The 12,497-nt window shown below is 52.5% G+C and carries 12 protein-coding genes; 7 read left to right on the forward strand and 5 right to left on the reverse strand.

The window, feature by feature from the left end; all coding sequences use genetic code 11:
- Positions 1–8: 8 nt before the first annotated feature.
- The 6 genes from O9139_RS17710 (at position 9) to O9139_RS17735 (ending at position 5,653) form a co-directional block, all read left to right on the forward strand.
- Entirely contained in the window at positions 9–2,501 is a 2,493-nt protein-coding gene (locus tag O9139_RS17710) for a hybrid sensor histidine kinase/response regulator (protein WP_270880801.1), read from the forward strand.
- Complete coding sequence (locus O9139_RS17715) at positions 2,473–2,799, forward strand: Hpt domain-containing protein (protein ID WP_270880802.1); 327 nt, start codon at positions 2,473–2,475, stop codon at positions 2,797–2,799. Before O9139_RS17710 ends, O9139_RS17715 begins: the two co-directional genes overlap by 29 nt.
- 36 nt (positions 2,800–2,835) lie before the next feature.
- Complete coding sequence (locus O9139_RS17720; protein ID WP_270880803.1) at positions 2,836–4,170, forward strand: diguanylate cyclase; 1,335 nt, start codon at positions 2,836–2,838, stop codon at positions 4,168–4,170.
- An 89-nt stretch (positions 4,171–4,259) separates the two neighbouring features.
- Entirely contained in the window at positions 4,260–4,913 is a 654-nt protein-coding gene (locus tag O9139_RS17725) for a Bax inhibitor-1/YccA family protein (protein ID WP_270880804.1), read from the forward strand.
- 152 nt (positions 4,914–5,065) lie between these two features.
- On the forward strand, positions 5,066–5,347 hold the full coding sequence (locus O9139_RS17730; RefSeq protein ID WP_270880805.1) for a hypothetical protein: 282 nt from the start codon (positions 5,066–5,068) through the stop codon (positions 5,345–5,347).
- Between the two features lie 78 nt (positions 5,348–5,425).
- Positions 5,426–5,653 carry a YqzE family protein gene (locus tag O9139_RS17735; RefSeq protein ID WP_270880806.1) on the forward strand — a complete coding sequence of 76 codons (228 nt, stop codon included), beginning with the start codon at positions 5,426–5,428 and terminating at the stop codon, positions 5,651–5,653.
- A 140-nt stretch (positions 5,654–5,793) separates the two neighbouring features.
- On the opposite strand, the gene O9139_RS17740 is transcribed toward O9139_RS17735, so the two are convergent.
- The 4 genes from O9139_RS17740 to O9139_RS17755 form a co-directional block, all read right to left on the reverse strand.
- Positions 5,794–5,994, reverse strand: a complete 201-nt coding sequence (locus O9139_RS17740) for a hypothetical protein (protein WP_270880807.1) — start codon at positions 5,992–5,994, stop codon at positions 5,794–5,796.
- A gap of 337 nt (positions 5,995–6,331) precedes the next feature.
- Positions 6,332–7,279 (reverse strand): hypothetical protein, encoded by a 948-nt coding sequence (locus O9139_RS17745; RefSeq protein ID WP_270880808.1) that lies wholly within the window; start codon positions 7,277–7,279, stop codon positions 6,332–6,334.
- 122 nt (positions 7,280–7,401) lie between these two features.
- Positions 7,402–8,430: a YqhG family protein gene (locus O9139_RS17750; RefSeq protein ID WP_270880809.1), complete on the reverse strand. Its 1,029-nt coding sequence runs from the start codon at positions 8,428–8,430 to the stop codon at positions 7,402–7,404.
- Positions 8,427–10,205, reverse strand: coding sequence for a DEAD/DEAH box helicase (locus tag O9139_RS17755; RefSeq protein WP_270880810.1), 1,779 nt, complete (start codon positions 10,203–10,205; stop codon positions 8,427–8,429). Before O9139_RS17755 ends, O9139_RS17750 begins: the two co-directional genes overlap by 4 nt.
- Positions 10,206–10,386: 181 nt before the next feature.
- On the opposite strand from O9139_RS17755, the gene O9139_RS17760 reads away from it, so the two are divergent.
- Positions 10,387–11,226, forward strand: a complete 840-nt coding sequence (locus tag O9139_RS17760; RefSeq protein WP_270880811.1) for a lipoate--protein ligase family protein — start codon at positions 10,387–10,389, stop codon at positions 11,224–11,226.
- Positions 11,227–11,474: 248 nt separating this feature from the next.
- On the opposite strand, the gene dat is transcribed toward O9139_RS17760, so the two are convergent.
- On the reverse strand, positions 11,475–12,314 hold the full coding sequence (gene dat / locus O9139_RS17765; RefSeq protein WP_377526735.1) for a D-amino-acid transaminase: 840 nt from the start codon (positions 12,312–12,314) through the stop codon (positions 11,475–11,477).
- Positions 12,315–12,497: the final 183 nt, after the last annotated feature.

Genomic DNA, 12,497 nt, shown 5'->3' on the forward strand with positions numbered 1-12,497 from the left:
GTCCCACCATGTCTGCCCAACCGCTTACGCTAGTCGCTTATGAAACTTCGAAGACGCAGCGGAATTATGTCATTTTATTAAGTGCCTTGCTGGTGCTTATCTCGCTAATTACACTACCGTTCGGAAATACCAAAGGTGCGGAAATTCCGGCTTTTATCCCGGCTGTAATGTCGACGATTATTTGCTTCGATTTCATCACGCTGTTCGTCCTGTTCAATCAGTTTCGGGTGAAGCGCTCGCCTGCGGTGCTGGTCCTTTCGGCGGCCTATTTGTTTTCGGCGTTAATTACGATCCCGTTTCTTTTAACATTTCCGAAGCTGTTTTCAGAAACAGGACTGTGGCATGCGACCATACAATCTTCACCTTGGATTTACAATATGGGGCGAGCGGGATTTCCGGTCATTATTCTGATTTATGTGTGGGTGGAGAACCGTTTTAAAAATGTGCAATTAAATGTCCGGGACGCTCGGCGCTGGTCCGCCATCATTATGCTGGCCGTTGTCATTGTGGCAGGTTTGATGACGTTGTACGCGACCTATTTCAGCGAGAGCCTGCCGATTATTTTTGAACAGGGCAATTATTCCCCGCTCTATGAGGATGTCGTAGGTCCGGGCAATATCGTGATCAACTTCATTGCGCTCGTCGCGCTGATGATGAAGACCAGAGGTAAAAATGTCACCAATCTTTGGCTGATCGTGGCAATTTTGGCCTCTCTGCTGGATGTGCTGCTGACGTATTTCTCCGGCGCCCGTTACAGCTACGGCTGGTATATGGCCAAGGTGAACAGCTTCATGTCATCGAATATTTTGCTGGCGATGCTCATTTTCGAATTCAACCGCTTGTATTATAACACGACAGAGCTGTACCATCATTTGCTGGAGCGCAATGAGCTTGTCGCCGCTAAGGAACGGGCTGAATCGGCCAATTTAGCGAAAAGCGAGTTCCTCGCGAGCATGAGCCATGAGATTCGAACGCCGATGAATGCGATTATCGGGATGGCTGATCTGCTTTATGAAACCGAACTTACGGAAGAGCAGAAGACGTATGTGGAAGTATTCCGAAAATCGGGCAACAATTTGCTGAACCTGATTAATGATATTTTGGATTTGTCCAAAGTGGAAGCCGGGCATTTGGAGCTGGAGGAGGTTGATTTTAACCTCGAAGAATTGATTGAAAAGACGCTGGAAATATTGGCGATCCGTGCTCACGGCAAAAAGCTGGAGCTGCTGTCCTACGTCGCGCCGGACATTTCCAAGTCTATCTGCGGCGATCCGGACCGCCTGCGGCAGGTGCTTTTTAACTTAATCGGCAATGCGATTAAATTTACGGATGCGGGCGAAATCGTCGTTCGCGTCAAAAAGGATCCGGAGCATCCGGAGATGACGCTAGTCTCCGTTTCGGATACGGGGATTGGCATTCATCCGAGCAAGCTGGGCGCGATTTTTGACTTGTTCACGCAGGGCGACTCGTCGGTTACCCGCAAATATGGCGGGACAGGGCTCGGTTTAACGATCTGCAAACGCATCGTGGAAAAGATGGATGGCGAGATTTGGGTCGAGAGCGAAGTGGGCAAAGGGAGCACGTTCTTCTTCCGGGTGAAGCTGGTGGAAAGCGGCGGCCAGCTGGACGCGCTTCCTCGTCAGGAGCAGCGCCTGCAGGGCTTAAAAACGCTGGTGGTCGATGATAACAGCACGAACCGGTTTATTGTCCGCGAAATGTTGATTAAGTACGGCCTGGAGATTACGGAAGCGGAAAGCGGGCGCGAAGGGCTGGAGGAGCTGAAGCGGGCGCGAGAGGCTGGAACGCCATATGCGCTGCTGCTGGTGGACTGCTTGATGCCAGAGATGAGCGGCTTTGAGATGATTGAGAGCTTGCAGACGGTTTGCACGGAGAAGAAGCCGGTGATCATGATGCTCACGTCCGACGATCAAAGCAGCAATATCAAGCGCTGCAAGGAGCTCGGGGTCAACTATTACATGATTAAGCCGGTCAAAAAGCAGCGGTTGCTGGAGGCGATCCTGCAGGCCGCCGCTCCGGCGGTCAACAGGGCTGAGCTGTCTGCGAATGTGACCGAATGGAAGCAGGAGCCGCGTCAGCTGCGGATTTTGCTTGTGGAAGACAACGAGGACAATCAGCTGTTGTTTAGATCGTACTTGAAGAAAACGAGCCATCACATCGACTTGGCCGAAAACGGGGAAATCGCCAGCAAGAAGGTGCAGGAAAGCGAGTACGATCTCGTCTTCATGGACATGCAGATGCCTGTCATGGATGGATATACGGCAACGAAGCTGATCCGCGCCAGAGAGCGGGAAAAGTCGCTGCGTCCGGTGCCGATTATCGCTTTAACGGCGCACGTGCTCAAGGAGGATATGCAAAAATGTCTGGATTGCGGCTGTACCGATTATTTGACGAAGCCTATTTACAAGCAATCCTTGCTATCATTTATTCAATTATTTGCGGAGGGCAACTATCGTGGGCCAGTACAACAACTTGAAAGATAAAATTACGGTTGAAATCGACGCGGATTTGGAAGACTTGATCCCCGGTTATTTGCGCAATAAGCAAAATGAGATCGAGCGCATGGCCGCCGCCATGGCAACAAGCGATTTCAGCGCGATTGCCTTGATTGCGCATGGCTTGAAGGGAAACGGAGCGGCGTACGGCTTTGTCCCTTTGTCTGAGCTTGGAGCGGCGATGGAGAAGGCGGCGGGCTTACAAGACGGGGAAGCGATTGGCAAACTTTTGGAAGACATGCAAGCTTATTTAACTCAAATTGAGATTGTTTATATCGAATGCTAATTCGTGCAAGCTGCTTGTGAAGGAGATACGATGAACGTGACCGGATTTACCCCAACCCAATTGCATAAAAGCGCATCCACGCTGTCAGATAGCCAAGAGAGCAGATTGCTCATCATTGATGATGATGCCGATTTACGGGCGCTCCTCCTGCGAAAGTTTAGAGCCGAGGGCTTCCATGTCGATGAAGCGTCCAGTGTCCACATGGCCACAGAGCGGCTTTATGAGGCGGCGTATGATCTCATTATTTTGGACTTGATGATGGTCCCGGAGTCTGGTTATGTGCTATTTGACTTCTTGAAAAGCGATCCGAAATTCAAATGGATACCGCTGATTGTGCTGTCCGGTCATCAAGATTTGGATGAAAAAGTCAAATGTCTCGAGCTCGGCGCCGACGATTATGTAACCAAGCCGTTTCAGTTTCGCGAGCTGAAAGCAAGAGTCGGCCGCATGCTGACGCGAGCCCGGGAATATGAGCATATCGCGTTCCGCGATGCGTTAACAGGTGTATACAACCGCAGATATTTCGATAATTATTTGGCTGTGGAACTGCAAAAAATCCAGCGCACACATGCTTCGTCAACGCTGGTTCTGCTCGATATCGACCGCTTCAAAGGCGTGAACGATACATACGGCCATCCGATCGGCGATCTCGTGCTGCAAGGCATGGCGCATCTGTTGAAGGAGAATCTGCGCCAATCAGATTTTGTCGCGCGCTTCGGCGGTGAAGAGTTCGTCATTATGCTCGGCGGCGCCTCCGAAAGAGAAGCGATGCGCGTGATGAACGAGCTGCTGGGCAAAGTGCGCGAGCATGTGATGGCGCACGTGGAGGATCAGCAGATCCGGATCACCTTCTCCGGGGGGCTGGCCGCCTGGGAGCCTGGGGTGTCGCGCGCGGAATGGATCAGCCGCGCCGATCAAATGCTCTACGCCGCCAAGCAGGCCGGCCGAAACCAATGCGCCGGGTGGTCCCAACGGGGGAGCTCAGACACACCGGAAGAAGCGAGCGAAGCCGGCGTTCCGCAACGCCTGCCACTCGTGCTCGTTGTCGATGAGAGCAAGATGATGCATGCCATTTTGACCGCGAAATTGGCTGAGCTCTCTTTGCAGACTGTCAGTGTAACCCAACGGGAAGCGGCCATAGCTTTTGTGCAGGAGCATGAGGTGGATCTGTGCATTATGGATGCGTCTGTGCCGAACTTGCGTTCGCTATCGAAGCGGAAGAATATCAAGATCTTCGCCATCACGGATCATGCGCAGGAAAAAGAGCGGCTGGCCGCCGGCTTTACGGCGGATGAACGGATGGCCAAGCCATTTTCGCTGGTTGAGCTGGAGATGCGGTTGAAAAAGCTGATGTTTGTCGACAATGGGTAAGAGGCGTCCCAACATCTGGCAGCTTACATGAAAGTTTGGTATGATTCATACTATAGATTGTACCTATATCAAAAAGGGGATGAAAATCCATGGAAAGAACGGTTACGGTTTCCCATTCAGGCAGTTTCGCGCATGTCCTGCAGACATTTGCGATCTCGCTTCTGGTATCCTTCCTCGGCACGCTGATCGGCGCGATTGTGGTTCCGCCTTCGATGATCATGCTTTTTGTGGTCGCAGAAGTTGTGATGCTGGTTGCAGCAATTGTCATTCGTATTCGCGGTAAAAACATCGGCTACGGCTTTTTGTACGCTTTTACAGCGATCTCCGGCGTGACATTGTATCCAGTAATTGAAGCTTACGGCGGCCTGCTTGGCGCAAATGTGGTGTCAGGTGCGTTCCTGGCGACTGCGGTTATTTTTGGCGGACTGGCCCTGTATGCGCATAGATCGAAGCGGGATTTCAGCTTCTTGGGTGGATTCTTGTTCGCGGGAACGATCGGGCTTGTGCTGATGAGCTTGATCTCCTTGTTCGTCTCATTTGGTTCCGTGATGAACCTGGTCTGGTCCTTGATCGGGATTTTGATTTTTAGCGGCTGGGTCCTTTATGACGTTGCTCAATACCGCGATGGTGTTGGCGCAGAAGAAGTGCCGCTCGCTGCTTTGAATATTTATCTCGATTTTATTAACCTGTTCTTGTACATTCTTCGCTTCCTGGCCTCCATTGCCGGAGTGAACAGAGATTAAGTGAAATTCGTTAAGCACTCTCTTGAAACGTGCCTGGTTGCACGGCTTCAGAGGGTGCTTTTTTTATTGGGGCAGCTGGAACAAGCACGATTTGCCTTCTCTCGACATACAATTTATTGATTTCGAATCCAAGTTGAGAGGAGATGACGCAGGTGGCGGCATGCAGCACTTGGACATACAGAGGCATTTCGGCTTCGGTTTTTAAAAGCTTGCAAAACGTGGGCAGGAAGCAAGGCTTTACGATTCCGAACGCAGCTTCCGGAAAATTTGTGATTTCGGTCGCAGGGATGAGTGTCGGATTTCAGTATGCTTGGGATACTAACGGGCAAACGTTATTGTTGCAATGTGTGAATAAGCCTATGCTGTTAGGTTGCGGAACGATTAAATCGTTTGCTGATAAAATCGTGGCCGAGAGCGGTGGCAAAGTCGGATAAATCAACCGCTTCCGCCTGTCTATTCCGTTTAGGCGCACGCCTGTATGGGTAAAATAGGGAGGGAAGGCAGGTGGAGGCATGGCGAAAAGCGATGACTTGGTGAAGTACATAACGCTTCAGGTGATTTCCTACATGGAGACGCCGAAAGATGTCCGCAAGCAGGCAAAAGTAGCGATAAAAGAGCAGCGGGAAAGCTGGCAAACGCGCTGGTTTGGCTTGATGCCGATGGCGGCGAGCATGTTGTTTAAGCAGGTAAGACGGAAAAAAAATGCCGAAGTTTCCCGGGAAATAAAATTAAAGCCTTAAGCCTTCGTGACGGTTGGTTTAAGGTTTTTTTGTGTTGGTTGTTGGCGGGAGCTCGGCTGAAGAGCGGGAAATACGTGCTATGTGTGCAGCTGGGGAAGTTGGCTGGGCTGAAGAGCGGGAAATACGTGCTATGTGTGCAGCTAGGGAAGTTGGGCTCGGCTGAAGAACGGGAAATACGTGCTATGCGTGCAGTTGGCGCACCTGAGCCGCACTGCAAAGCAGGATTCCCCCTGTGAGCAGTGCCGCAGTTCGATTTTGCCCATTTGCAGCAGCTTGCTGGCACTCCAATGCTTCTGCAGTCCGATTTCGCCCAATTGGAGCAGCTGAAAAGCTCCCCGCATGGCAAGAAAGCTGCTCTAAGCAGGCAAAATCGGACTGCAGCCCGCGCCGCCCCACCACGTCATCTGTAATTGGGCAGAATCGGACTTGGGGGATCGGAGGGGGAAGTCGCGGATGCGTGCAAGTGCGGCTCGGGTTGTGCCGCTGGCGCCTCACACGCTAAAGCGCATGTTCTACTTTGGAGGGGCCACAGGAGGGGCTGGGTGAGGCTGCAGAGCGGATTTTCCGCTCTAGATGGGCAGTTAGCCCGCGAGCAACTCGCGCAAAGCGGAATACCCGCTTTATGACGCAAAAAAACACAGTACTGTCCTCAAGGACAATACTGCGTTTTCTTCTCATTCAGGGGTACAACCGTCCCTGCATGAGGGCTTCGTTCAGAAGCACGTATCGCGGACCGACGTGGTCGAGCACAAGAAAGGGCGCGTTATCCCCCCATTGCTGGTACCCAATGACAGCAAGGGGGAGCGTCACCTGCTTACCATACAGCAGGACGACATAGGTCAGTTGTTCCTGTGTCTGCAGTGCGGTTTTGAGCTCGGCCAGATTCGACGCTTGCAGCGGTGTTCCTTGGACCCAAGGCAGCCGATTGTAGGGGTCAAAAGCCGGCAGCAGCCGTTCATCCGTTATTCCCGTCAAATCGGCAGCACCAATCTGCTGAACAGGCAGTACGGGAACGGGATCGCTTTTTAAAGGGAGCAGCTCGCCGGATTTGGCATCCAGATAATAAGTCTGGTCCTGCAAGTTGATTTTCCAGACGGCGGTAAGGGCATCCATATACAATCGGTCTTTGCGAATAGCGTCATTTTGAATAAAATCGGTTAATGAAAGGGTATCCGGAATAAGTGCCTGCTGTACCAAAGAACGATACAGCGTGGTATAGCTGAATAAAGGACTGTCGCCGGTGCCGTACTCCGTCAGACGGAGGGAGCCGTCCTCAGCTGCATGAATGATCATATAGCCGACTTCATGACCGGTCTCTCCGAAAATAACGACCCAGCCATGGGTTCCAGGGCCGAGCGGATAGCTTTGCCAGTTGGCCTGCTGCCAATTCTCGAAACCTTGCTTCTGTGCTAGAACGGATTTCCATTTATTCACAGTGTCGGTTAATGACAAATCACTGCTTGCGTTGATCAGTGGTTTGTTATCCGCAGGGGCTGCGGCAACAGCGGTTCCTGCTTGATCCAGGCTTGTCCGGTCCGGGGCATCAACAGCCGAGGTATGGAAGGGCGCGCTGAACAGCACGCAAACGCTGATCAGGCACATGGTTGTCCATCTTTTCCACAACATGATTATGCTTCACCTGCCCATTCGTATAACTTCTTATGGATATGCTCCTATTGTAAAACTTATGCCCTAAAAAGAATGTTAGAACCTGTAACGGCTTATTTGCGAAGTTTTAGCGACTTAAGTCAATTTCTGGTTGCTCTGCCCGAGTTTAAATGAAACAGACCGCAATTGATGACAGAAACTACGATTCGCGGCTTATACTGCCAGTCGATTTCCTGCAGCCGGTTGCGGCATTGCGTCTCGATCTCATCTCTTTTATCCGGCTCGGCGCTGAGCAGCAGTCCGTTGTAATACGCTTCGACACGGTTAATTTCACTGCGGTGCTGTTCGTTCGCTTCATCGGCCCAGCTGTGGTCGTAAACGCTGATTTTGCGCTCCAGAGTCATCTCCAGGGCGTTGATGGCTTTGGACAACGAGATGGTGTCAGGCAAAATATGGCTGTTCGCCGGGAGCTTAGGCGAGAGGCTTTTGGTCAATAAGTGTTTGTGAAAATGTTCACGGATTTCGCCGTTGTTAAGTTGTATGGCGAGCGAATGAATTTCACTGCGTTTGCGGTCGCACGCCAATTCGACTTTATAGTTCACGCACAGCCACGTATCGTAGACAAGCGCTTGATTGGTGACGGCCCCTGTCGGGAAGGGCTCTTCAAACAGGTGCACGAAACGTCCCTTCTCGCGAACGATGCCAAACATTTGCTCCAGCCGCCGGCTGCCAAGCGTAACTTCGTCTTGTGGGACGCGTGCGGTCACCGTCGTCGGCACGAAACCGAAGTAGCGGCCCAGGATGCTGTCATCTTGCTGAGCGGCCGGCTGCCCTTGAGCTTGTCCTTGTGCTTGCCCTACTGGGCCTGGCGCTCCCGGCGCTCCTGATCCGCCGCCAGCAGGCACAGCTTTCCCGGCTGCCGCCGCTCTAGGTTTTGCTTCCGCTTTCATCTGTTCCGGGTCGAAAATGAACTTGTATGTCATTGTCTCCGGCGCAGCGCCTGTTCGCTCCACGAAGCTCCAGTAATAGGGCCGTCCTGTCATCTCCTTATCGGCTTCGGGAGAGAGCTTGACGGTTACGTAGGCTGGCGTTTTTTCCAGAATTGTGCACTCGTAAGCTTCCAGAAAACGCATGACAAATGTGTGGATATTCCGCTTGCTGATCGTCATAGCTCCACACTCCTGCCGCCTGCGGCATCCAGCACTGTGCGAAAAGCGCCGCCCTTGGGCACTTCCTCGGCAACTTCCGACTGAATTTCCGTGAAGGAATCGCTAATTTCGTCGAGCTTACGGCGGATCTCCTCCGGCGAGTTGGCTTCCATCGCCATGCGGAACAACGAAGACTCCAACGATCCTTTCTTCTCCATCCGCTCCAGAATGGTGTCGAGTTCGCCGATGACCATTTCAAACATATTGATTTTTTCATGCAGCAAGGACAAAATATGCTCTTCAATCGTACCCGTGGTCGACAAATTATAAATGTTCACGTCATGCTGCTGGCCAAGTCTGTGCACACGGCCGATTCGCTGTTCCACGCGCATAGGGTTCCACGGCAGATCGAAGTTGATCATGTTGTGGCAAAATTGCAGGTTAATGCCTTCGCCGCCTGCTTCCGTCGCGACGAGCACTTGGGCACGGTTGCGGAACAGATCCATCATCCAGTCTTTTTTGCCTCGGTTCATCCCGCCTCGGTATGGCACAGCGACGATTTTGTGCTCTTTTAGATAGTTAAGCAGGTACTCCTGGGACGCCCTGTATTCGGTGAAAATAATGACTTTATCATTAATTTCCTGGACCAGCTCCATCGTTTTCTCCGCTTTGGTGTTCGCCTTAATGCCTCGGATCAGCTCGACGAGCTCCCAAATTTTCGCGCGGTCCGGTGATTCCTCTGTCGTCTTCTTGAACAGATTGACGAGGGTGAGGAACACGGCGTCCCTGGAGCTGCAAACTTCCCGCTGCAAGGTGATGAGAGAGAGCATACTCGTCAAATCTACGGAATTCTCTTTATAGCGTGTGCGGACAAAATTGGTGACACCGTCATAGAGCGCCTGCTCGTCCGGCGACAGGGTGAGCGGAATATTTTTCACAAAACGTTTCGTATAATGAACGCCGCCATCTCCGCGCCGATTGCGAATCATTACTTTGGAAAGTTCCTCCTGCAGCATCATCTCGTTTTTCGGCGTGCGTTTGCCGACGACATAGTTGGTGGTAAAGCTGCTTTGGATGCCGAGCTGCCCGGGCTTCAGCAGGGTGATCAGGTTATACAGCTCTTTGAGATCGTTCTGCACCGGTGTGGCGGTGAGCAGGAGGCAGTATTTTTTGCGCAGCTCATTGACGAAGGTGTAGTTGGTTGTCTTTTTATTTTTCAGCTTATGGGCTTCGTCGACGATCAGCATGTCATATTCCAGATTCATGACAATATCGCGATGCGGGTCCCGTTTAGCCGTATCCATAGAGGCGACGACAACATCGCTTTGCTGCCACATGTAAGCTTTCTTCTGGGCGACGGCAGCGATGCCGAACTTGCTGTTCAGCTCCCGCACCCATTGCAGGACGAGCGATGCGGGCACGAGGATGAGCACTTTGCGGACCAGGCCGCGAACCATATATTCTTTTAAAATAAGGCCGGCTTCAATCGTCTTGCCAAGTCCAACCTCGTCGGCCAAAATCGCGCGACCGCGCATTTCGTTCAGTACCCGCTTGGCGGTCTCAAGCTGATGCGGCATAGGCTCCAGCTGGCCCAAATGCACAAGGCATTGCATTTCATCGAAGCTAGAAATAAGCCCGGCCTCTTCCGATTCGTAGGCAAGCTGATATAGGGTCCAATCATCCCAGGGGCCTCCTCCGCGAACGCGCTGATCCAACTCGGCAAACGATTCCCGTTCAAAATGCATCTGAAGCTGACGATGGATGGGGCGAATGTTCTCTTGCTGTTCATGGCGCATGCGCGAGCCTCCTCAAGTAGCTTGGATGTAGACAGGTGAATACGTTTTAGTATATCCATTCCGGTTGCTTTCATAACTTTTCCATGCAGGAGGCGGCGTGGGCGGGCAGCGGTTTCGTGTGTCAGGGTTATTTTGTGATATGATAGAGTTCAGGTTTAATGAAGGAAGGATGATGACATCTATGACAGCATGGCGTTTTATACATACAGGGGATCGTTCTCCTGCTGAAAATATGGCTATAGATGAAGCGATTCTGACTGCGCACAGCGAAGGGCTCGCTCCGCCGACGGTACGCTTCTATGGATGGAATCCGCCGACGCTTTCGATCGGCTATTTTCAGAAAGAGCAGGAAGTTGATCAGGAGGCGCTCGCCAGAGAGGGGATCGGCTTCGTTCGGCGTCCGACCGGGGGGAGAGCAGTCCTGCACGACAAGGAGCTGACGTACAGCATTATCGTCGCAGAGAATTACCCGGGTATTCCGCGCAATGTCACGGAAGCTTACCGCGTGCTGAGCGTTGGGCTGCTGCAAGGATTCCGCGCGCTGGGGCTGGGCGCTGAGATGGTGCAGCTCGCCAGCGAGGAGGAGAAGGAGAAATACGCCTCGATGGGCTCGGCGGCGTGTTTTGATTCTCCGTCGTGGTACGAGCTCGTCGTCGAAGGACGCAAAGTCGCCGGCAGCGCGCAGGTGCGGCAAAAAGACGTAGTGCTGCAGCACGGCTCGATTTTGCTGGACCTGGACACGGATCAGCTGTTCAGGCTGCTCCGTTTCTCCAGCGAGAAGCTGGCTGAGCGGATGAAGGCGAGCTTCCTGAAGAAAGCGGTCGCCATTAACGAGCTGCTGCGCGCACAGGGCAAGCCGGAGGTGACGCTGCCGCAGGTCGAGGAGGCGTTCCGGCGTGAGATCGCCGCAGGGCTCGGCGTGGAGCTGGCGGATGCCGAGCTGACGCCGTACGAGGTCGAGCTGACGGAGCGGCTCGTGCGCGAGAAATACGGCGCGGAGGCGTGGAACTTCCGCCGGTGATGGGGCGGCGGGGAGTGGGCGAGGCGGTGGGAACGCTGCACGCCCCTGCCCGCTGGCGCTTATCCTGCAAATATAGCAGGATAAATCGGCACCGCCGGGCATATGGCACGGTTATCCTGCAAAAAGGGCAAGATATTAAGGCTGTTGGAGCAATTGCTGCCAATTCGTCTTCATATCATGCAGGATGAGCCTGTTTCCGCACACAAAAAGGTTGAGCAGAATCCCTGATTCCGCTCAACCTTTTCTTTTTACAAGGCAAATGTGCGCTCGAATTCAAGTTGCAGCTTACGCGTCACCGGTCCGGACTGGCCTGTGCCGATCGGGCTGCCGTCGACGGTTAGCACGGGTGTAACCTCCACGGTCGTGCCTGTGATGAAAGCTTCGTCCGCCTGCTGTAATTGCTCCAGAGTGAATGGTACTTCCTGCACCTCGATGTGCAGCGCGTTCGCCAACCTCAGCACGACGGCGCGCGTAATGCCATGCAGAATCAGGTTGTTAGCCGGATGCGTGTACAGCACGTTATCTTTGACGATCATGAAATTCGAAGCGCTGCATTCCGTCACCGTTCCATTGCGGTGCAGGACGACTTCTTGCACGCCTCGATCGAGCGCTGTCTGTTTGGCCATGACGTTAGGCAGCAGATTCAGCGTTTTCAAATCACATCGAAGCCAGCGGATGTCTTCGAGGGAGATCGCATGAATGCCGTTCTGGATCGTCGTGAGCGGGCGCTTGACTTCTGTCGTATAGGCGAGCAGGACAGGTGTAGCTTCTGCTGGAAAGGGATGGGCGCGCGGCGCTTCACCCCGGGTAATTTGCATGTAAATCGTACCCTCTACGAGCTCGTTAAGCTGAACCAGTTTGGTCAGAATGTCACCAATTTGCTCCAGGGAATAGGGCAGGGTGATGCGGACGTCGGCAGCGCTTTTTTGCAACCGATCCATATGTGCTTGCTGTTCATAAATCCGGCCGTTATACACGCGGAATACTTCATAAATCCCGTCGCCGAAGTAATATCCACGGTCATCCGGGGTCAGGTTCACGCCTTTTTTCTCCACAAAATCAGTCTTGTAAAAATACAATGAAAGCACCTCCATGCCTGAAAAAATAAAAACAAGAACACGTGTTCTAAAAATTCGTTTTTTGTGTTATCCTAACTATAGGTTAGCAGAGGAGGAACGGATCGTCAAAAGTGCAGCATCAGCAGGTTGGTAGAGCTAATATTTTCCAATAAATGGGTCGAAAGATGTCGTAAAAAATATGTGGGTGACCTT

It is taken from the genome of Paenibacillus aestuarii, assembly GCF_027789125.1.
Taxonomy (GTDB): Bacteria; Bacillota; Bacilli; order Paenibacillales; family NBRC-103111; genus Paenibacillus_E; species Paenibacillus_E aestuarii.

Excerpts from the sequence above, each read along its gene's own strand:
- O9139_RS17750 (WP_270880809.1), bottom strand. The coding sequence starts at position 8,430 with ATGACGATCAGCAAGCGGAATATCCACACATTTGTCATGCGTTTTCTG.
- O9139_RS17710 (WP_270880801.1), top strand. The coding sequence starts at position 9 with ATGTCTGCCCAACCGCTTACGCTAGTCGCTTATGAAACTTCGAAGACG.
- O9139_RS17725 (WP_270880804.1), top strand. The coding sequence starts at position 4,260 with ATGGAAAGAACGGTTACGGTTTCCCATTCAGGCAGTTTCGCGCATGTC.
- O9139_RS17745 (WP_270880808.1), bottom strand. The coding sequence starts at position 7,279 with ATGTTGTGGAAAAGATGGACAACCATGTGCCTGATCAGCGTTTGCGTG.
- O9139_RS17735 (WP_270880806.1), top strand. The coding sequence starts at position 5,426 with ATGGCGAAAAGCGATGACTTGGTGAAGTACATAACGCTTCAGGTGATT.
- O9139_RS17760 (WP_270880811.1), top strand. The coding sequence starts at position 10,387 with ATGACAGCATGGCGTTTTATACATACAGGGGATCGTTCTCCTGCTGAA.
- O9139_RS17755 (WP_270880810.1), bottom strand. The coding sequence starts at position 10,205 with ATGCGCCATGAACAGCAAGAGAACATTCGCCCCATCCATCGTCAGCTT.
- O9139_RS17740 (WP_270880807.1), bottom strand. The coding sequence starts at position 5,994 with ATGCGGGGAGCTTTTCAGCTGCTCCAATTGGGCGAAATCGGACTGCAG.